Origin of the sequence: Stenomitos frigidus ULC18 (assembly GCF_003003795.1) — a bacterium.
GTDB classification, from domain to species: domain Bacteria; phylum Cyanobacteriota; class Cyanobacteriia; order Leptolyngbyales; family Leptolyngbyaceae; genus Stenomitos; species Stenomitos frigidus_A.
Genome location: NZ_PVWK01000108.1, coordinates 23,290 through 43,977, shown reverse-complemented (window position 1 = coordinate 43,977; position 20,688 = coordinate 23,290). Strand labels below are relative to the sequence as shown.

Below are 20,688 nucleotides of genomic sequence, written 5' to 3'. Positions count from 1 at the left end.
CACAATCTTTACGATGATCCTAACGATTTCCGACCCCCTTCAGTGACGAGTTGTACTTAGGACCATTGACGCTGGAGCTGTTTGAGCAACCGGAAGCGGGTCTGGCTCAAGCGGATTGGGAACTGTTGTTGTTTGAGCTGCAAAATCAGCTGCAAGGTCTGGACTAACGCAAGTGCTGTTGCTTGGGTGAATCCCTGATATCCTTAAGCCTTTGCTGAAGCTACTGGGTTAACTGCTCAAGGCCGCAGAAGTGCCACGACAAGATTGGACTCTTGAGGCTTTTCGGGGTTGAGTCGACATAAGCCCTAAAAAGTGCAAGATGACGCCACAAGTCTTTCTAAATCGGGCTTCTGGATCAAGTCTCAGACAAGGAAAACAGGGTTGATTCTTTACGATAGAATCAGGTTTCCATCCTACTCTTGCACTAATCTTATGTCGGCTCAACCCCTTAAAGGCTCAACTTAACCTTGCCGCTCAATATTTCACATCAACTTTTACACAAAACCCGCAACCAGCTGATTAATAGTCAGCAATGATAGTGAACTGAGGCGAACCATAGTTAGACTGAGTTCGCCTCACTCTATGTTTAGTCGTCGTTCAATTCTAGCGCTGGCAATACGTGCGTTTTTTCCAGGCGCACCGCTTTAAGCGCTCTTGGCTTGAGACCAAGTGCCTTCAAAATCGTCGGCGCAATCTGCGTGGTCGTGACGACATCCCGCACTTTTTCGCGCTCAAATCTGGGATTGGAGACCAGCAAAGCCACATTGGTATCATCCAGGGTGAAACCACCATGCTCCGCAATCTTCTTCGTCGAGGTTGTATAAATGGTGCCTGGAATCGGCTGAACGATGATGTCTGGGGTGCGTGAATCCGTGGAGGGATCGTCAAACAAGCTAGCTAGGCTCTCACCGACGTAGAGCTTACGGATAAAGCCTGCGGCTTTGTTGGCACTGAGAGCATCTGCAACGTCACTAGTCTTACTCTGATCAGTCAGCCAGAGTAGGGCAATATCGTCCTCCGTTGCCTTCGCAACCAGTGGTGCGATCGCGGGAATTAACTTGAGCAAGGAACCTGGTTTGTTCACTTTGCTGGGGTCAATGGGCGATTGTCCGTGTTTCGCGCTAATGATAATCAGGGTTGACTTGTACAGCCCTTGTGCTTTCAGTTCTGCCACCATTTTTCCTAAAGAGGCATCTGTATGCTCCAGAGCATCCTGCAACTCGGCGCTAGGAGTAGCGGCTGCATCTGTGTAACCAGCCGTGGGCAATTTTTCTCCCACGCTGACTGCCTGGAAGTTCATACCAAAAATGGTTGGTACAGTAGCAGGAGCACCCGTGGCGGTTTTCCCATCAATCTGGTTGAGAATGGCGGTAACTTTGATGTCATCGTAGGCTTCTGTAGCCGCAACCTTACTGGTGGGGCTGTCAGCATTGTTAATCTCAGGTGTGTAGAGATCGTCCACCCCTTGACCGGATGGCCCATTCACCAGATCGTACGCTGGATGCTTATCAGCCCAGGCGGTGTAACCACCTGCTTTTTTGATGACCTCAAAGATAGTATTGACGCGTAAGTATGAGTGAGGATAGACGGGTTGGCAACCGTTGCTGGGGTCAAGCGGCAGTTTGGCTGGATCAATACTGCTGGCATTGAAGCCTGGGTTGCCGCCACCGCTGAGCAAGTCTGGGTTGATGTCGATCGATTCGTCCAACACGACTTCAGTGCCAATGGTGCTGCAATTCGATCCGGGTGGCGACAGCTTGCGATCGTAGCTGTTGTCGTAATACACACCCGTGGAGCGGGGCGTGCCACCTGTCACTATTGCGAGCAAACCTGGAAAGGAATCAGAGGGACGTGAAGCAAAGGCTTTGGTGTAGGTAACGCCGCGATCGCTCAGTTTTGCCAGCGTCGAGTCGGGATGGGTTTTGACATAATTGGCGAGATCAACGGCGTGTAACCCATCAACGCTAATCAGCAAGACGTGTTTGATGGTTGGCTTCTCAGCCGCACTAACGGTTTGGACTGATGGCAGCGCCAGAATAGCGGCAACTCCACCAAGGATGGCAGTGATCGCGAAGTTAAAAATCCGTTTCCCTTGAGACATGAAATTAAATTTCTTCACTGTTAAATTTCTCCACTAAATGATGGTTGGGTCACGAGCCGAAGATCGTTCGCTCGTAATCAGTGTCTGATTTGGTTAAAGATCGAAGATGAATCTAAGGCTGCCACTCCGCTTACCTGATTGGATACATGACGAAGCAGCCGCCAGCGTGAAAAAAGCAGGCTGCTCAAACGCTCACCAAAAGCGGCTTTCGCATTGGCTACACGGTGAGTCTGCGTCACACTGGAAGTGAAGAAGCCTGATGGACGATCGCAGAGAGTCCAGGCACAAGAGCAGCAGGCTCTACAGGTGAATGAAAAGCTTTCTCAAAGTCGAGGGTATAGTGAAGCTAGACGCACGTTGTGACTTAGCCTTCAGTCAAGCGTTGAGAATAGCTCGATCGACAGATTACCATACGGCTCTGCAAGATCTACGTGTTCCTGCTGACGTTCATCTTCACCATGACTGCCCAAAAGCCAACCTTCACTGCTACCAAACAACTCTCACAGTGGCTGCAATGAGGATTTTGCTAGTCGAAGATGACGATCGCATTGCTCGCCCCCTGGTAGAGGACTTAAGACACCAAAGCCACGTCGTTGATGTGGCTAGAGACGGTGTAGAAGGTTGGGAATGGGTACAGACCGTGACCTATGAATTGATTTTGTTGGATCTCATGCTCCCTCGACTGGATGGCATCAGTTTGTGCAAGCAGTTACGCGCCGCTGGGATCAGTGCCCTCATTCTCATGTTGACGGCACGTGATACTACAACGGATAAAGTGATTGGGTTGGATGCTGGAGCCGATGATTATTTAGTCAAGCCATTTGAGCTGGAAGAGTTGGCGGCGCGCATCAGAGCGTTAGCCCGTCGCAGTGTCGAAACGAAGTTACCGATTCTGACCTACGAAGCGTTGCAACTTGATCCAAGCCTGCACAGCGTAACATATGGTGGCAATGCCCTTGTGTTAACGCCCAAAGAATACGAGATCCTAGAGTGTTTCTTGAAGCATCCCACCCAAGTGCTGACCCGCTCGTTCCTCCTCGATCGGCTCTGGTCGTTTGATCAGTCCTCTGGAGAAGAAACGATTAAAACCCATCTCACAAACCTGCGCCGTAAGCTCAAGACGGCAGGTGCTCCAGACGTGATCGAAACGGTCTATGGAGTCGGCTATCGGCTTCGCGTGGAGTGCTAAGGCGTGTAGCTGCGGCATGGATGGAGAAGGAGCAAAAACAAACTAAGCCTGTGTTTCAGAACCTTCGCCACCGCTTGCTAGTCTCTTATCTAGTTGTTTTGGCATCCATTCTGAGCACGTTTGCGATCGGAGTGCGAGTCGTTTTCACCCGCAGCTTAACCCATCAACTCACCGAAAGACTGAGCGCTTTGGGACAGGGGGCGGCTGCCAATGCCGAATTTGATCACGGTCGCTTTAGGGTGGGTGAAGACTTTTCCACTCAAGACTTAACCGCGCGTGGTCAAGCCATTCAGTGGTTTGACTCGCAGGGCAAACTGCTTAACCAGGAGGGCAAGGCAGTTGTTTCGTTGCCCTTAGCTACCGCTGATGCAGTCCAGATTCAGACGGGTCAGCCTCGGCTTCAAGCGGTCACGCTACCCATTTTGGGGAGTGACGATCAGCAGTTGCTTGGCTATGTGCGCGTCAGCCAATCACTGGCAGAAGTTGATGAGAATCTTCAGAAATTAGACTTGGGGTTAGGGGGTGGTATTTTGCTAGCGCTGCTGCTGAGTGGACTTGGCGGTCTTTGGCTGACCCGTCAAGCGATGCAGCCTATCGAGGCGAGCTTCCAACGGCTACAGCAATTTACGGCAGATGCAGCGCATGAGCTACGTAGCCCGTTGATGGTAATCAAGAGTAATGCCGCTGTGGCGCTGAAATATCCCGAAGCGATGCGCCCGACGGATCGAGAAAAGTTTGCCGCGATCGCCAGTGCGACGAGCCAGATGACGAAGCTGACGGAAGACCTGCTGCTGCTGGCACGTACCGAAAAGGATACTCAAACCGATGGGCAAACGTTCAATTTAACGCCACTCCTGACAGGGTTGTTGCAACAGTATGTGCCGCAAGCCGCCGCGAAGCAACTGCACTTCAAGTCTCACGTCGCTGAGTCGTTAGCGATCAAAGGGGATGCGGCTCAACTCACATGCTTGGTTGACAACCTCATCGCGAATGCACTGCATTACACGGCTGCTGGCGGTACGATCGCGGTACAAGCCAGTCAGCTAGAGCACACGTTAGTGATCACGGTACAAGATACGGGTATGGGCATTGCACCAGAACATCTAGAACGAGTTTTTGACCGTTTCTGGCGGGCTGATGCGTCTCGTTCTTATTGGGACGGTGGTTCTGGTTTGGGGTTGGCGATCGCCCAAGCCATTGCTCACGCTCACGATGGCAGCATCACAGTTAGTAGTCAGCTCGGTGTGGGTAGCTGTTTCACAGTGCGTTTACCAGCCGTGTGATCGCGGGTTCAACCATCATCATTTGTTTCACCATCCCCATCGCTCGCCTGAGAGACTTGAATGCTACTCCGAGGATGGCTGACATCAGATGTGTGGTTTTCTTGTCTAAGCGGTTCAGTGTAGAGAATGCGAGCATTACCAGCGTCTACCGTCACTTCTTGCTGACCAACGATCACTGTATAGACTAAACTGCCTTCTTCGTTCTCCAGTTTGACCTTGCTAGCTTTGGTCTTCTGAGCCGCTTCAGCTACCTGTTGCGCTTGCTGTGCGGTGATTTTAGCCAACGGTTGTAACTTCACTGCCTCTTGTTGCTCTTTTATGTCATCGTTCGTCTCACCATCGCCATCACTGGTTTCAGTGGCTTGAGCGCGATGTTTTTGTGGCACCACAGCGACTGGCTGCGGTTGGTTAGCATACACAAACTGAGCCAGTCCACTTAAGCCTAGGGTGCCAATAAAAACGCCCAGCAGCACCCGTTTTCTTGCGGTGTTCATTGTCTTTACTTCCTGTTGATGTTGGATGATGTCTGCCAATGTAAGCAATGAACGTCAAGAACTGAGAAAGATGCACAGTGCTTTGAGATGTGTGCTTATCTCCTGCTGTCTCTAAAAAAAATCCCGGCTAGTAGCCAGGAAGCAAAAGTGAGAAGAGCACATCGATCCGATGCCTCTGCTGCGCTTAAATTAGCCCGAAAAGGTCAAGAACTCGAAAAGACGATTGGCATTGAGCGTTTCTTTGCAGCGATCGTCTTTCCAAGTTCTTGACGTTTGCTAACTATACTCAAGACGTAATTTCCGGCAGCTAAAGTATGAAGCCGCCACTGTTCGATCTAGTGAAAAAAGTTGCTCATAAAGCTGCTATGACTGTGTTTGCAGCTACCATGATTATGATTTTTTTGCTTACCTTCGCCAGCTATTGTGATTTCGGGTTGCACTCCTCTCAAATGGAAATGGAGTCTTCAGACCCAAACTAAAGACAGCATTCATGCGTAGGCAATGCAGAAAAGTAGCTCCTTTGAATGCGGCTTGAGTATTATGCCCCTCTGGGGAATGACTCACCAGCGATGGCTACAGATTTGCTCTCACGTTGAGGCGAGCACGGATTGGCAAGCACTTGAAAAGGCGATTGACACTCAATGCTCTGGCAGCGATCGTCTTTCCAAGTTCTTGACGTTTGCTGACTATACTCAAGACGCAATACGTAACCTTGACACCAGACCGTAGACGGTTAAGCGCGCTTGTCGTCTACGGTCGGAAATTTGGTTTGAACGCGTTGCCTTGCCAGTGAAGAACCAACCATTCCCATAGCAAAGCGAAGCAGGAGCATACGATGTCAGCGTTGAAGCCATTAGCAAAACACAAGACTGAGGCAACGTGATCGAGTTGCGGTTGAGCGCTTGAATGAACCGCCAACAGGATGGGAACATCAAAAGGAAACCTCCCGTGCTCCCAGACATCTTCGGCTAAATCGCCAAAAATCTGAAACGGCAGCAAGACACCGAACAGCAGCAGCAGCAGAGAGCCTCGCCGGGCGGCCAGATAATGCTTAAGAGTGGACAGGAAAGAGCGTAAAAGAGTTTAGGAATGTAAGGGTTGTCATGGAGAACACACACATTTTACGCGCTCTCCTCATCGGCTTTGTGCAAGGTTTCATTGAATAGTTAACTGTCAGCAGCAAAACCATAAACTTGCTGATCTTGAACGCCACGGGCATTTCAGTCAATCCAACCTATGTTTTAACTTGATCTGTAAGGTTTCATCGAATGATGCTTGATTGATTGAAACTCTTGCCTGCTCTTCTTATCAAAATTTTGTTCTGTACAAAAATTGACGATTATACGGAGAAAGCGAAATGAGCCTGCATCAGGGAGACGAAAACACAAGCTTGCTCAGCAAAGTTCCTGAGGTCACGATTTATTTCTGGATCATCAAGATCCTCTGCACGACGGTTGGCGAGACTGCCTCTGATTTCTTGAACGTCAGTCTTGGTTTTGGCTTGACTGGCACCTCTATGGTCGTAGGAGTCGTGCTCCTGATTGCCTTATTTTTTCAGTTTAAAGCAAAAAAATATACACCTGCTCTTTACTGGTTGACGGTTGTCCTCATTAGTATCTTTGGCACCCTTTTTACAGATAATTTGACTGACAAATTGGGTATTGCTCTTGAAGTGAGCACAACTATCTTCAGCATCGCCTTGGCGCTGACCTTTGCCGCCTGGTTCTCCATAGAGAGAACACTCTCGATCCATTCCATTTTTACCCGGCGAAGGGAATCCTTTTACTGGTTAGCGATCCTGGTCACGTTTGCTCTAGGTACCGCCACGGGAGATCTAATGGCAGAGAGCCTTGGGCTGGGCTACCTCACCACAGGCATCATCGTCGCTGTAGTGATTGCTTTCGTGACCATCGCTTGGCGCTTTGGTCTCAACCCTGTCTTGTCCTTCTGGCTTGTCTATATCATGACGCGTCCACTGGGTGCTTCGTTAGGTGATTTTCTCTCTCAGCCCCGATCAAATGGCGGCTTAGGGCTGGGGGCAACCGTTACAAGTGCCATCTTTATGGCAGCGATTCTGCTGACTGTTATCTTTCTTTCGATCACCAAGCGGGATTTAATCACCCATCCAGTCGCCAATGTAGAAACCAATCGAAAACGATACACTGCTTCCTGGCAAATCGCATTGGCTGTGTCTGCTCTTGTGATCACAGCCGGGTCAGGCTACTACTGGCGTCACACTGAGCTGCAACATGAAGCAATCGCATCCACTTCGTCAACCTCTCCGCTGGGAGAGTTGTCCAGCTTTCGCACCATCGCAGCCGATACCTTGAGCTCGGTACAAAAAGGCAATCTATCTGCTGCCACAGCTCGCGTTGGTGATCTTGAAGTCGCCTGGGACAAGGCACAGTCTCGCCTTAAACCCATGAATCCTTCGCAGTGGTCTTCGGTTGACAAGTCGATCGATCATGTCCTGAGACAACTGCGCGCCCAACCTCCAGATCCAACAGCCTGTAAAACGTCACTGGAGTCACTCCTTTCGACCCTTGATGCGCTTGATCAGCGGCAGTCGGTAGAACGTTCCCAATTACCTGCCACAGCTAACTTTGAACTCCGACCGCTCACCGCTCACCGGTCGGTATGAATGGAGGATGTTATATGGCGATCGCGCTTACCATCCTGCGCACAAGCCAAAGCGGTAAACCTCAAAAGGCTTCACAGAAAAACGTTAAAGCGTTGACGATTCCTTAAAGCTTTGTCGATTGGAAGCACAGAGTCTACGGGGCGATCACTGACACGCCCTATCATGAGCAAAATCCCAACTCACAGCCACTCAGAGATGAAGCCAAAACCATACAACTCAGATCAAGCGTTACAGGGTGGAAGGAGTCTGGTCAAAAAGCTGCCAGAAGTGACCGTCTTATTCTGGCTGATCAAGTTGCTCACGACGGGTATGGGCGAAACGACTTCCGATTACCTCGTACACCAGATGGATCCGCTTTTTGCGGTGGCGCTTGGGGGCATTGGTTTAGCCGTGGCGTTACTCATCCAGTTTGCCGTCCGTCGCTATCTTCCCTGGGTCTATTGGTTAGCCATCACGATGGTCGCCATCTTCGGCACGATGCTTGCTGATGCCATTCATGTTGGCTTGGGTGTTTCGTACCTCAGCTCCACCATCGGCTTTGCGGCATTACTGAGCCTGATTTTTGCTGTTTGGTATCGGAGCGAAAAAACGTTGTCGATGCAGCAGATCAACACCTGGCGGCGCGAGTGCTTTTACTGGGCCGCAGTCATGGCTACGTTCGCACTGGGCACAGCAGCTGGTGATATGACAGCCTCCACACTAGGGCTAGGTTACTTCACGTCAGGCTTGCTGTTTGCCGTGTTGTTCGCTGCACCAGCGATCGCCTACTGGCGTTCAGGCGGCAACGCGGTTGGAGCTTTTTGGCTTGCCTATATCCTGACTAGACCACTGGGCGCGTCCTTCGCCGATTGGATCGGTAGAGCTCAAGCGCTTGGCGGCGTGGGTTTTGGTACAGGACGGATCAGCCTAGTCTTAACGATGCTCATCATTTGTTTAGTTGCTTATGCCAACTCTAGTAAAGGCAGTGGTGCTGTGCGCTTGTAGGAATCTTCTCGTGGCTACGGGTGAGGTTTCTGGTTGTGTCACAAAGATTTTTTAGCGACAAACGCTCAGTGCCAATTGTCTTGTCTTAAGCGCTCACGCCAAAGAGAGCTAATGAACTTTGCTTGAGCGACACTGTCCCCTTTACTGATTCCCTTCACTTGTCCTTTGTGAATCTGTAAAGCTTGGCCGTAGTCCAGCCATAAAAGCAGGCGTTGGATTATTAGAGTATCCACTCACCCAAGTTCCTTTTGCCGACGATTTTGTTGGTGTCAGTTCAGATTCCTTACTTCGATTTGCCATGATTAACATACTTGGTCATGCTGCTTGTCGCTACTAGGAGGTACATTCAAGCCTTCCAAGTTCAGAAGCTCTAGAGGTTAGCTTACAGACATAGCTTGATTCAGCTTGAGGAGTTGTGTCCGAATTGAAGAACAGAATTTGAGCTTGAGCAGAAGGTGTAACGCTTTGCCCTTTAGCTATTTGCAGTTAACTTATCCAATTCATCCAGCAATTTAGTAATACGATCGCGTTTCTTGCGATTATCCCAGGTTTCACTCTTCCTAACCGCTTAGCAATCTCACCCAACCGCTCAACTAGAACTTTCTCAGGCGTCGGCTCTACTTCTGGCGTGAGTTCTTTAATTGCTGCTTTGATTTCATTGAGCGATAGGTTTTTAGCCATTGCCTGCTGAAGCAGCTTAGACCGTTGTTCCTCATCTTTTATGCGGGCGATCGCCCGCGCTTTGGTATAAGCAATCTTTCCTTCCCTTAAAGCGTTCAGAATATCAACTGGTAAATTTAATAGAGGCAGGCGATTGGTACGGAAGCTCTCAGGGGTAAAGCGTCCAACAGTATCAAAAATATTTTGGAGTACTTGCTATTCTTCTCTGTGGATAACGTTATCCACAGAGTTGCGTTCTGGGTGGGCGGCTTGACTGAGCAAGGTGACAACTTACTCAACATCTTTTTGTAGACGAAGTGCTACCAACTCTAAAATACCCTCGGTTTCCTCGATAGGATTCAGGTCTTCTCGTTGCAGGTTTTCAATCAGGGCAACTTGTAGAGCCTCTTGATCGCTAAAATCTCGGATGACTACAGGAACTTCAGTAAATCCCAGCATCGTTGCCGCTCGATAACGGCGTTCTCCGGCAACAATCTCATATTTGCCATGCGCCGTAAAACACACCAACAACGGCTCTAAAATGCCGTGTTGCTTAATTGACTCGGCAAGCTGGTTCAGTTTTTCTGGATCGAAGTACCTCCGTGGCTGTTGACCAGATGGAGCAAGGTCAGCCGTTGCTATATAGCGATCCTCTGTCTCTATCTGCTCTGTTTCACCAAAGAGAGCATCAACACCTTTGATTTGTAAGGCTGACTGGTGCGCTTTCTTACACTCATGACAGTTTTTCTAAACTACGAGCAATCTGATTGAACAAAGGCACTGCTGGATGTTTAGGGCTGTAAAGTGCCAACGGTATGTGTTCCTGAGACGCATCGGCAAAGCTTACCGAACGAGGGATGGTTGGAAAGACAGTGCCAATTGTAGATAATTGTTCCTGAATGGACTGTAAGGACATGATCCCTTGTACGGTTCTGGATTCATGCATTGTAGGCACTACGCCTGCAACACTTAACGTTTTGTTGGCACGCGATCGCACACGAGCGATTGTACTGAGAAGAAGCTCTGTTCTTTTGAGGGCTTTATACTGCGTTTGAATGGGAATCAGGACATGCGTTGCCGCTACAAGACTGATATAGCTCAAGATGCCAAGACTAGGAGGGCAATCAATAAAAATGAAATCGTATTTGCCCATAACAGCACTTAACGCTTCTTTTAGCCGATAGTCTCTCATATCTGCCACTGCCAGTTCTAGCTCTGCCCCACTTAAATTGATGTTGCCAGGCACAAGATCGACGCCATGAAGATCGGTCTGAATTGGTAGAGGTTCTGTTGTTGCCGCTCAACTCGATCGTTAGTACCCGATCGCCGACCCCATAAATTGGCTTCATGCCAGGAATGACCTGACTGAGTTGCAAGCGGCGATCGCTGAACCATTTCAAGGACATTAACGTCCCTACAGATGGTCAATCCTGGTTGGTTCAATGCAGGATAACTTTATCAGTGACCTGACCGTTGGCATTAAGGTCATAAATGATGGGAATCCCAGTGCCGATCTCAACGTTGACGATCGCCGCTTCGGTCAACTTTTCTAAGTGCATGATGATGGCGCGGAGTGAATTTCCATGTGCAGCAATCAACACATTATCCCCATCCATCAGGTGCTTGAGGATGCGATCGCGAAAGAAGGGCACAGTACGCTTGACTGTAGCTTCCAGGCTTTCGCCACCCGGTGGCGCGACAGCATACGATCGCCGCCAAAGTTGCACCTGCTCTGTGCCAAATTCTACGGCAGTTTCCGCTTTGTTTAGCCCTTGCAGCTCACCATAGTAGCGTTCATCCAGCCTGGAGGAGAGATAAACGGGTAGTTCCTGTTCGGGATCGCCCTTGTATTTGTCCCAGCCATGCCAGTCCTCATCATCCACATCATGTTTGATGATGGGAATTCTCCCATCGCAAAGATCATCGCCTTCAGTCAAGATGATGATGGCGGTTTCAATGGCACGGAACAGCAGACTGGTGAAACACACTCGGACTCGATAGGTTTCGAGTTTGTCAGCGGCGATCGTTGCCTCTGCTCGACCCTGTGCGCCTAAAGGCACATCGACCCATCCAGTAAATTTATTCTCCGCATTCCAGAGGCTCTGTCCGTGACGAACCAGAATCAGTTTAGCCATCTTCCTTTAGCCTTACTTAGTGAATGCCAACTCTCTCTAACGCTTTAACCTGATTGGTTGAAACTTGACCCTGTTCAAAGTCTATAATGTTTGTCAGCGTCGTTTCAGCTATCGCTTGCAGCGCATTCCGGGTGAAGAATGCCTGATGTGCTGTAATCACAACATTCGAAAAGGACTTCAAAAGTTGAAAATTGTCATCCTGAATAACCGTATTGGATAAATCCTCAGCAAACAAAGCCGCTTCCTGCTCGTAAACATCAATACCTAGGTAGCCGATTTTTGCAGTTTTAAGACCAGTAATCACAGCTTTGGTATCCAGCAGTCCACCGCGACTGGTGTTAATCAGCATCACGCCAGGTTTCATTTGCGCGATCGTCTCTGTATTAATCAAATAATGATTCTCTGGGGTAAGAGGGCAGTGGAGTGAAATCACATTTCAGTATCTCGGCACTCACTTCATCATTCACGAACGGGCAAACGACTGAGATATCCTTGGCTAGAAGGGCGGTGCGCGCATTCAGTTGAGTTTCAAAAAAAAATCAGTTCATGATTGTGATTTAGGTTAGCCGCTTCGAGCAATTGGCGATCGTAAGCTTTGGCGCTGAAAATGGCAACTTTCATTGAAAACATCAGGCTCAGCACTAAAGCCCAACGGTGGGAAAAGAGAAAGCCTCCTCTAAAAAGCAACAATTGAAACAATTAGAAATGAAGCATTTACAAACGCGGTGAATCGAGAAGCCATCTAGCTGTTAGAAACGGTGTTTATGCCCGTAGACGTTCCAACGTCAAGCGTCTTGACTAAATTTGCGGTTACGATCCCGACCAGGAATGGAGTGCCCGGAGTTGTGATGTTTTTTTCAATTGATGTGCTTGCATCCGCGTCAAGACATCATCCAGCATGGTCACAGCTTCGGCAACAAAGGGACCCTTGTTGAGCATGACGCACTCAGCCTGCTCTGCCATTGCTGCATCCGTCATTTCTGCCCGTGAGGGAATGCCCTTTTTCACTAGATTTTCTAGCACCTGAGTCGCCCAAACGACCGGGATATGCGCCGCTTCGCAGAGCCAGAGAATTTCTTCTTGGATTTCCGCCAGTCGTTGATACCCGATCGCGATCGCCAAATCACCTCTTGCAATCATCACGGCAAACGGCTGTTGACCGGCTGCTTGCACCATTAATGCCGGTAAATTATTGACGGCTTGGGGCGTTTCAATCTTCGCCATAATCGCAATTTCGCGGGGCTGAGTCATCTGCGCGGCTAACTCCTGCTGGAGTAGCTTTATATCAGCGGCAGATTGCACAAAGGAATACCCCACAATATCGGCATGGGCGGCGACAAACGCTAAATCCTGTCGATCTTTAGCCGTCAGTGGGCTGAGTTGCAAATCTGTACCGGGGAAGTTAAGCCCCTTGTCTGGCAGCAGTTTGCTTCCCTTTAAGCTGGCATGGGTGATGCGAAGAAGAACACCCTGATCGGTGAGCGCTTCCACAATCGCTCCAATGCGACCATCATCAATCCAGGCGGTTGCGCCCACTTGCAAGCGATCGATCACTTCGGGCAGAGTACACGTTGCGCGGAAACAGGTCGCATCTTTCGGGTCAGGCAAGTCATGGGTTAAAACCAGACAGTCCCCTTGCAGGAGGCGATGCTTGTGATCAGGCGCGATCACTTCATCAAGCCGGGGTTTCGGTCCTGCTAAATCCATCAAAACCTTACAGCTATGTCCGGTTTCGGTCTCGGCGCGACGGGCATTGTCAATCATTGCCGCCCAAAGATCAGCGTTGTCGTGGGCACAGTTAATGCGAACACAGTTGGTGCCGCGCTGAAGCAGATCCCGCACAAAGTTGTCATCGCTGGCGGCTTCGGTGGGCAAGGTCACCATAATTCTGACTCGGCGTTCCCCTGTGGTCTGGCCCAAGACGTCTTCGGTCTGTTGGTGCAGGAGGCGATCGCCCTCCAGAAACTCCTGAAGCGCAGGACGGCTGGGCAGCGTCGCCGGATTGACTTTACAGATGGCTCCCAGAGTGGCAATGACCGCATCTAAGCTGGGGATCACTCGCCCTTCCAGACGACCCAGAGAAGATAAACCCCAGGGCACTAAGGCAGCTTGCAGCGGACGGAGGTCGTGTCGGCGTAGCGCCATGTAATGAGCAAGATTGAGTCCACTGCTAAGAAACACCTGTCGCTGAATCCGCGATACTGCTACGCAACGCTGGGGCGAACACCACGAGTCAAAAATGTCTTGCCCGTCCTGAACCACGAGCTGCCGCAGTGTTTGCAATGTTTCTAGCAACACGCATGGATTAGACAGGTCTAACGTGGAGTAGTCAAGCGTAGTCGCTGCTTGTTCATGTTCTATAGTGGAAACCACCATGCCATAACCTCTTGAAAGCTTGCATTGAAATGATCCAGTTCATGCTGACATTGCTGTAAAGGCAAGTCAGCGTTTCGGTTCAGCGTTCAGCGTTCAGAACAGACCGTCTTGCAATCAGCGCCGTTGGATTAGCTAGAGGGGACGGGGTGTGAGATCGTTTCATGTCGAGGTGTTCTCTACATGGTTTGGATGGGAGTCGCATAAAACGCCCTTGCCTGTGCCAGCAATTGGTCTTCGGTCATGTGTTGCTCGTTGACAACGACTGTACCAACCACTCGTTGGGCGATATCCGGGTGATGGTCTTTGAGTGCCGCCATCAGATAGTCCATCGCGCTGCTTGATCCGGTCGCGCTGCCAAAAATCAGAATCTTCTCTGCGCCACTCAGTGTCTGTGCGATCGCCTCATAGAACGCTTTGAGTTCCGGCAAGCGCTGACCGTTGGCATCATCATCCACATTGTGCAGGTGTCGGCGAGAGCCATCGGGGTCGTAAGGTGTGATCCGTTCGGGCACAGTTCCGTGCCGTTCGGTTTGATAGATCCGCGCCTCGCGATGATCAATCACGACCAGTAGATGCACACCCTCAGCGACAATCGCCTCGGCAGTTGGAGCCGATCGCTCAAGGAAATGGCGAATCTGTATCAATTCCTGAGTATCAGATAAATCTTTGTGCTTTGGGGGATGAACCGTCAGCGTTTCGCCATTCCGTCTAAAGCTCAGATTGCCGTTATGCTCCTCTGTCACGTCAGTCAGTGCATTGAGCATTGATCGCACATCGTGCCACTGCAGGTTGTGGACGGCTGGATGTTGAAAAATAGCATTGTAAGTGGTTTGATGAACTCTGGACATCTGTGTTTCCATTTCTTTCTCCTTAACCGTGAGTGAGTGAGTGCCATGCAATGATCTTCGTCTTCCGTTCTTAGTGATCTTGCTACGCAGCACAGGCGCGATCGCTGGATTGAGCTTGATTGCAGTTTCTTTCTGGCAATGGGCGATCGGGCAATGTTGTTGAGCGAAGATTGAAACGATCGCCACTCATCTACCACTCTGAGGGGCTGTCGTTTGATTTATGGAATGAGTTGTTTGATTACGAGACAAATCGTGACACCAAACAATGCGTCCAGATCTGCGACTGCTTCAAGAAGCCGCCGATCGCACTGAATCTTTGGTGGCTATTGCAAGAGGTGCAAGATCTCAGTTAACCGATTAGTTGGGCAACTCGGAAGGCAGAAGCGATCGCGCCCTCATGCAACCCATCGCCTAGATACGCTCCTGCATGGTAAGTGTGGTTCTCTCCATTCGTCGCCACCACTTCATCGCGGTAGCGAAACGCTTCAGTTGTATACAGCGGCGTGTGATGGTTCTGAGTGTGAATGATGCAGTCTTGAGCAATCAATGCCTCTAGTTGAAACGATAAAAAATAATGCGGCGGCGACGCGACATCGCTCAACTGATTCAAGTAACCGTTATAGCCCCAGCGGCTGTCTGTCTGGAAGAAATCAAACTCTGAAGGATGCCGGATGCCGTGGTCGTCATACATCGAAGCATCGCGATGCACTGTAGTCGTGGCATAGTTTGCTTTCCAAGCAGAGAAGCGTTTCACTTCAGCAGCGGTCGGGTCAGCTAGCAGCGCCATCACCTGGTCGGGCGGTGTGGCAAGCACGACTTTATCAAACTCCTGCACGTCGCCATTGGCTCGCTTAACGTTCACACCCGCTGGACTTCTGGAAAGATTGGCAAGCTCCACATTGAGTAAAACGTCGCCTTTAAACCGCTCCAGAATTTTTTCAATGTAAGAATAGACACCGCCTTCAACCCTGAGCCAGTCAACCGCAATATAGTCGCGCAAAATCGGCATTGCCAGTTCTGCTGGAAAGTCGTCAATGAGTTCAAACCGCATGGAGTAACTGTACATTGTCATCAATTTGAGCCAGAGATTGCTGGTGTTCTGGTCTTTCAGATAGCGAGACAAGGGCTGGTCGTAGAAATCTTTCCTTTCGGCAAAGCGCGTTTTCAACCATAGCCTGATGGAACGGGCATAGAGGGTATCGAAGCGCAGATATTCAATGAGGCGTTGAATGCCTGTGAAATTTTCCTCAATCATCACACCCGATAAAAAGTGATTGCCCTCTTTAGGAAATAAGGCTGAGCCGATTTTAACGGGAACCATTTCTACCCCTAGCTCTTGCATGAGAGTCAGAAAGTTGTGAAAGACAGTCGGGAATTCTAGCACTCCACTTTCCAACCGTTCATGACAATCAGATTGATTGGGCTTGACGTTTTGGTTGAGTGTCCGAATATGTCCCCCCAACATGGGCTGCCGTTCAAATACGGTGACATGATGCCCTTGTTTATCGAGCAGATAAGCGGTTGCCATCCCGCTTGCTCCGCCGCCAACGATCGCAATTCTCATAGTTGATGTCCCAGTTTGTAGGATGAATAGATGGTGATCATCCGTCTAGCTGTCGCCTAACAGCACGTCGCCGGACAACCGTTGATACAGCAATGTGCCGGTCCAGAAGGTGGGAGCAAAGCCGGGATAGCCCGATGAGGCGTTGCAGAAATAGAACTGGTTGAGTGAGGTTTCGTGATTCAATCGTCCCAGACCCATGTTGCGGGGTGTGAGGCTGGAACCGTAGGAATTCCCGTTGGGACACCAGCAAAACCGTTCATTGGTAGTAGGGCTACCCGTGATGTGGAAAACCAGATGCTTTCTAAAATTTGGTACATAGTGTTTTTCCACCACATCCAGAATAGAGTCTAAGATTTCTTGCTTTTTCTGGCGGTAGGCTTTGCGATCGCGATCCCACAGTTGCTTGAAGTAGTCGTAGTTGGCAACGGTCAGGAATTCAACGATCTGGCAATCGTCTGGACAATCGCCCCTTGCTGCTGTGAGTAAAGTGGGCGTTGTAATCGCAAAGCTTGGATTAGAAAAATCGTTGTGCTCATACATCTGAGCAAAGGCTTCATTCAGATCATGATGCCCGGTATGGGAGACATTCCACTTGCCAAAGCCATAGTCTCGCAAATCCAGATCTTTGACGACGCAGTAGACCATGTAGTTGGATGCCGAATACTCATAGTTGAGCTTGCGGCGCACGGTTTTGGAGAACTTTTCCTCCCCAATCATTTTGGCGGCTCGTTGGGGATCAAGGTTACAAATTACGGTCTTACCCGTAAATTCGTGAGTTTGATGGGTGGTGAGATCCATCGCCTCAACGCCCGTGACCGTTTTATCTGCGAGTCTAAAATTCGTAACTTCATGGTTGAGCAATACCTGTCCCCCATGGGATTCAATCACTTTGACGAGTGAATTAATGACCTGCTCAAAATGTTGGGTGGGGTAAAAAGCACCCGCTTGATAGCCCCTGAACAACGCCACCCAGGCATAGAACGAGAGTTGATTGGGCGGCAGTAAAAAATCAAGCCATTGCAAAGCTAAGAGGGTTTGGGCGGCTTGCGGGAGCTGAAACTTGTCGAAGACATCCTGAAGGGTGCTGTTAAGATATTGAACGGCACAAACCACTTCACCTGAGTGTTTGAGTAGTTCAAGGGGCTTCACAGGCGGAGCGAGTCTTTTCAAGCCAGCGCCCGTTTTTTCAACGTCGTGCACAAATTGGCGTAGGCGATCGCCATGTGCCGGAAATAGCATTGCTAAGCGCTGAATCAGTTCCTGTGGATCTGAAGGAATATCCAAGGCATACCCCGGCATGCGCATATGGTCAAAACCATCCGGGTCATACCGCTCAAAGGTCACGTCTTGATCCAAACCCAACTTCTTGAGGACTCGATTGACCAGTTGTCCTTCACCACAATCCCAAACATAGTGAAATTGGGCGTTAAACGTGTACTTTTTAGCCATCGTAAACGTGTGCCCAAAGCCACCAGGATGCTCATGGGCTTCGAGTACTTGTACAGACTTGCCTGAGTTTGCCATCAAAGCACCAAAAACCAGGGCGGATAAACCACTGCCGACAATCAGGTAATCTGGTTTCATAAGAATCCCTCGCACAATCAACAGCTTGATGAGATCGCGATCGATGCAGTAGAGAAAAATGTTTGAGCCATCTTCTTTTCTACTCTGCAACTTCTACTCTGCAACTTCTACTCTGCAACTTCTACTCTGCAACTTCTACTCTGCAACTTCTACTCTGCAACTCGTTTCGCCTCTCTATGTGGGTCCTCATCTGCACAATCAACTGCTTGTTGGGTCAGTACGGTGACTGGATGAAGCGCACAGGAAGGTAGGAATTACGGCTGAAATAGCGGCAGCGACGACACAGAGGCTTGGGACGCGCTTTGAAGCGAAAGGAAGACTGCATCCATTTGGGCAGAGACCGATACCTTGGAGCAGCATTGGCATTGCCTCTTTGAAAGCGCGTTGCTGAGAGTATCAGAAGGCTAATAATCGTCAGGAATGCTGCATCCAGTTCAACCAGAGTTTTAAGCCCTTCCTGATTGAGAGGATAAGGTTGTTTGAGGCGCGGAAAGTGGATTCATAAGCGTTACCTGTATTTTTTGGGACCTGATGCAAAGCGATCGGCTTGGCAAGACTGCGGTTGTGAAAACGAGCAGCAAGAGAGACTGGCTCTGAAACAGGCTGTGCTTCGGGAGGGTCTAATTGTTCGCCACTCACTAAAACAGGTTTTGGGATAATTTGCAGGTCAAAGCTGCCCCTTGACGGTGCAAAGCGAGCTTCAAAAGAGAGCTTGTTTGGCTTGTTTAATCTCAACGGGTGATAGCTGAAGCGATCGCTTGACCATTGAGCCAAACCTCATTAGTCGAAAAAGCAGGAAGTCAAACGTTGCTGCACACCTAAGAGTGTAGAGCCTTTTCTTGGTTGATACCTCTTCCCTTGGTTGAAGTTATACAAAAGCTGAACGCAAGATTTCACACTCACTCCCGTACAGCTAAATCAAACGCTGTTTACGCTGCAAAGACTTGATCAATCGCGAGACTTTGCCAAAAAGAAGGAGTTAATTGGTGACTTCAAAAATCCTGGACGTGCGTGGCAACGTGAACCAGAGGAAGTCAATGTGCATGATTTCCCCTCTGATGGGGTAGTGAGAGCCACTCCCTATGGCATCTACGATGTGATCCACAACCTGGGCTATGTTTACGTGGGCATTTCTGCCGACACCCCTGAGTTCGCAGTCGATGCCATTTGCCACTGGTGGCAGCGTCAAGACCGTCCCAGACTGGCGCATGAGAACAAACTGTTGATTCTCTGTGATGCTGGAGGAAGCAATGGCTATCGGACACGGAACTGGAAAAAACAACTGCAAGAGTCTCTGGTTGACCCATACAAGCTTGAGGTGATGGTGTGCCATTATCCGAGTCTTCGCCTGAGCGCTTCTGGTTTGTGAAACCGCTCTTGCTGTGCGGTTGCGGAAGGGCGATCGTGTTTGACTAACCTCATCCAGCGCGATCGTTGTGTCTCCCAGAGCGAGTATTCTGAATAGGGTAAGGTTTCATTTGATACTCAATCCACGGCGTGTCCTGCGTGACACGTTTTTGGGAACTCTCCCTGAAACAATAACTGCTGTTGGATTAAAAAGCTTTCCATGATTAGACGAGGAGTCATTTATTGCGCGACAAGCAAGATAGCCTATCTTGAAGCCGCTTTGATCAGTGCTATGGCGTTGCGCCAACAGGAACCAGCACTACCAATTACACTGCTTTCCGATCATCCCTTCCTGACGCATTTACCCCTGCAGGACTATGGCATCACACCCAGGTTGCTTGATCGGCATGAGGTTGATCAGCAGGCATTCTCATCGCGATCGATCAAAACCCGCCTGAATGCCTATAGCCCTTACCAGGAGACACTGTTTCTGGATGCAGATATTCTTCCTCTACAGCCAGTGGCCGACCTGTGGGCTGATCTCAATGAGAGCGATCTCGCGATGGTCGTCGATCGCCTGCCGATGGTGAGCCTCTGCGATCACATTGCCCAGGAGGAGAAAGCCTACACGTTGCAACGGCTTCCTGGCAATACCGTGCAGTTTAATAGTGGGGTCATACTGTGGCGGGACTCGTTAGCAACTCAAGCACTCTTTCAGCAGTGGCACAAGGAGTGGCAACAATTTCAGAAACACGACCAGCTAGCGCTAATTCGGGCGATCAAAGCAGTGCAGATCCCGGTTATGAAGCTTCCTATGACCTACAACATCTCACCTATGGATGCGGCACCGCTGATGGGTACAGACAACGGAGTGCATCTACTGCATTGCTGGGGTGGGATGGTGGCCTCTGGCGCCTACCGTCAATTCGCCAAACAGTATTACCCGCTTGTTGTTGAGACAGTAGCCCAGTTCTTTGCTGATGATCACTTTGAAGATCTAGCTATGAGTAATCAAGCGCTTTCCTACACTAAAGCCCTTCTTCAAAGGCAAACAGGAGAGCCGATCGAGATCTAGCGTTTAACATCACGGGAACCCGCTGAGAAAATATTCGACAAGTTTTTGTAAACCCGTCGGTTGAGCGATTCGTCGTACACCATTTCAGCGTTAAATAAGCTAGCGTATGTCGTTCAAGCTATCTCTAAGATAGCACTTGGGCTCTATCCATCACGTAAAGGAAACCAACATGGCGTTTATCTATTTTTCGGCGGCCCAAGCAACCTTGAATACCGAGCACATCACCCGCATTGTGTGGTCAACCAACGAAACGCTTAGAGGCTTTGTCCATCTAGCCGCAGACACGTCGGATAAAAGCAGCGTCGTCACCTTAACAGGTGATGATGCCGAGAAACTATGGAGTATCATGCACCCCAGCGAGCCTAAACCTTCAGTCACTCAATGAATTGATCCAGAGCGGTTGAAAG

20 protein-coding genes are annotated in these 20,688 nt (G+C 49.7%); 8 read left to right on the top strand and 12 right to left on the bottom strand.

The window, feature by feature from the left end:
• Positions 1-586: 586 nt before the first annotated feature.
• On the bottom strand, positions 587-2,119 hold the full coding sequence (locus C7B82_RS20035) for an alkaline phosphatase family protein (protein ID WP_219904603.1): 1,533 nt from the start codon (positions 2,117-2,119) through the stop codon (positions 587-589).
• 496 nt (positions 2,120-2,615) lie between these two features.
• Between C7B82_RS20035 and C7B82_RS20030 the strand changes: the two genes are divergently transcribed.
• Both C7B82_RS20030 and C7B82_RS20025 read left to right on the top strand, forming a co-directional pair.
• The gene (locus C7B82_RS20030) at positions 2,616-3,290 is read left to right on the top strand and encodes a response regulator transcription factor (protein WP_106258048.1); all 675 of its coding nucleotides are present in this window, start codon (positions 2,616-2,618) and stop codon (positions 3,288-3,290) included.
• Between the two features lie 50 nt (positions 3,291-3,340).
• Positions 3,341-4,573, top strand: a complete 1,233-nt coding sequence (locus tag C7B82_RS20025) for a sensor histidine kinase (protein ID WP_106258047.1) — start codon at positions 3,341-3,343, stop codon at positions 4,571-4,573.
• Positions 4,574-4,581: 8 nt separating this feature from the next.
• On the opposite strand, the gene C7B82_RS20020 is transcribed toward C7B82_RS20025, so the two are convergent.
• Entirely contained in the window at positions 4,582-5,067 is a 486-nt protein-coding gene (locus C7B82_RS20020; protein WP_106258043.1) for a PepSY domain-containing protein, read from the bottom strand.
• Between the two features lie 1,357 nt (positions 5,068-6,424).
• Between C7B82_RS20020 and C7B82_RS20005 the strand changes: the two genes are divergently transcribed.
• Entirely contained in the window at positions 6,425-7,708 is a 1,284-nt protein-coding gene (locus C7B82_RS20005; protein ID WP_106258040.1) for a COG4705 family protein, read from the top strand.
• A gap of 195 nt (positions 7,709-7,903) precedes the next feature.
• Positions 7,904-8,692: a COG4705 family protein gene (locus C7B82_RS20000; RefSeq protein ID WP_106258039.1), complete on the top strand. Its 789-nt coding sequence runs from the start codon at positions 7,904-7,906 to the stop codon at positions 8,690-8,692.
• A gap of 486 nt (positions 8,693-9,178) precedes the next feature.
• On the opposite strand, the gene C7B82_RS34755 is transcribed toward C7B82_RS20000, so the two are convergent.
• The 8 genes from C7B82_RS34755 to C7B82_RS19970 all read right to left on the bottom strand — a co-directional run bounded on the left by C7B82_RS34755 (position 9,179) and on the right by C7B82_RS19970 (position 14,723).
• Complete coding sequence (locus C7B82_RS34755; protein WP_479687795.1) at positions 9,179-9,502, bottom strand: hypothetical protein; 324 nt, start codon at positions 9,500-9,502, stop codon at positions 9,179-9,181.
• Positions 9,503-9,643: 141 nt separating this feature from the next.
• A complete protein-coding gene (locus C7B82_RS33265; protein ID WP_425443635.1) occupies positions 9,644-10,015 on the bottom strand; it encodes a ParB/RepB/Spo0J family partition protein in 372 nt (123 codons plus the stop codon).
• A 70-nt stretch (positions 10,016-10,085) separates the two neighbouring features.
• Positions 10,086-10,598: a ParA family protein gene (locus C7B82_RS19990; RefSeq protein WP_245940005.1), complete on the bottom strand. Its 513-nt coding sequence runs from the start codon at positions 10,596-10,598 to the stop codon at positions 10,086-10,088.
• The gene (locus C7B82_RS32525) at positions 10,577-10,747 is read right to left on the bottom strand and encodes a hypothetical protein (protein ID WP_181357581.1); all 171 of its coding nucleotides are present in this window, start codon (positions 10,745-10,747) and stop codon (positions 10,577-10,579) included. Before C7B82_RS32525 ends, C7B82_RS19990 begins: the two co-directional genes overlap by 22 nt.
• Before the next feature lie 44 nt (positions 10,748-10,791).
• Positions 10,792-11,487 (bottom strand): 2,3-bisphosphoglycerate-dependent phosphoglycerate mutase, encoded by a 696-nt coding sequence (locus C7B82_RS19985; RefSeq protein ID WP_106258037.1) that lies wholly within the window; start codon positions 11,485-11,487, stop codon positions 10,792-10,794.
• A gap of 16 nt (positions 11,488-11,503) precedes the next feature.
• Positions 11,504-11,920 carry an NAD(P)-dependent oxidoreductase gene (locus C7B82_RS34750; protein WP_181357580.1) on the bottom strand — a complete coding sequence of 139 codons (417 nt, stop codon included), beginning with the start codon at positions 11,918-11,920 and terminating at the stop codon, positions 11,504-11,506.
• A 377-nt stretch (positions 11,921-12,297) separates the two neighbouring features.
• The gene (locus tag C7B82_RS19975; RefSeq protein ID WP_106258036.1) at positions 12,298-13,863 is read right to left on the bottom strand and encodes a pyruvate kinase; all 1,566 of its coding nucleotides are present in this window, start codon (positions 13,861-13,863) and stop codon (positions 12,298-12,300) included.
• A 176-nt stretch (positions 13,864-14,039) separates the two neighbouring features.
• The gene (locus C7B82_RS19970; RefSeq protein ID WP_106258035.1) at positions 14,040-14,723 is read right to left on the bottom strand and encodes a hypothetical protein; all 684 of its coding nucleotides are present in this window, start codon (positions 14,721-14,723) and stop codon (positions 14,040-14,042) included.
• 107 nt (positions 14,724-14,830) lie between these two features.
• Here C7B82_RS19970 and C7B82_RS19965 point away from each other — a divergent pair, with 107 nt between their 5' ends.
• A complete protein-coding gene (locus C7B82_RS19965; protein WP_106258034.1) occupies positions 14,831-15,064 on the top strand; it encodes a hypothetical protein in 234 nt (77 codons plus the stop codon).
• Here the strand turns inward: C7B82_RS19965 and C7B82_RS19960 are convergent.
• Both C7B82_RS19960 and C7B82_RS19955 read right to left on the bottom strand, forming a co-directional pair.
• Positions 15,061-16,275 carry an FAD-dependent oxidoreductase gene (locus C7B82_RS19960; protein WP_106258033.1) on the bottom strand — a complete coding sequence of 405 codons (1,215 nt, stop codon included), beginning with the start codon at positions 16,273-16,275 and terminating at the stop codon, positions 15,061-15,063. The genes C7B82_RS19965 and C7B82_RS19960 overlap by 4 nt on opposite strands.
• Before the next feature lie 45 nt (positions 16,276-16,320).
• The gene (locus C7B82_RS19955; RefSeq protein WP_245940003.1) at positions 16,321-17,949 is read right to left on the bottom strand and encodes a phytoene desaturase family protein; all 1,629 of its coding nucleotides are present in this window, start codon (positions 17,947-17,949) and stop codon (positions 16,321-16,323) included.
• An 835-nt stretch (positions 17,950-18,784) separates the two neighbouring features.
• Between C7B82_RS19955 and C7B82_RS19945 the strand changes: the two genes are divergently transcribed.
• The 3 genes from C7B82_RS19945 to C7B82_RS19935 all read left to right on the top strand — a co-directional run bounded on the left by C7B82_RS19945 (position 18,785) and on the right by C7B82_RS19935 (position 20,666).
• Entirely contained in the window at positions 18,785-19,228 is a 444-nt protein-coding gene (locus tag C7B82_RS19945; RefSeq protein WP_106258031.1) for an ISAzo13-like element transposase-related protein, read from the top strand.
• A 270-nt stretch (positions 19,229-19,498) separates the two neighbouring features.
• Positions 19,499-20,281, top strand: coding sequence for a putative nucleotide-diphospho-sugar transferase (locus C7B82_RS19940; RefSeq protein ID WP_181357579.1), 783 nt, complete (start codon positions 19,499-19,501; stop codon positions 20,279-20,281).
• 169 nt (positions 20,282-20,450) lie between these two features.
• A complete protein-coding gene (locus tag C7B82_RS19935; protein WP_106258029.1) occupies positions 20,451-20,666 on the top strand; it encodes a hypothetical protein in 216 nt (71 codons plus the stop codon).
• Positions 20,667-20,688 lie beyond the last annotated feature (22 nt).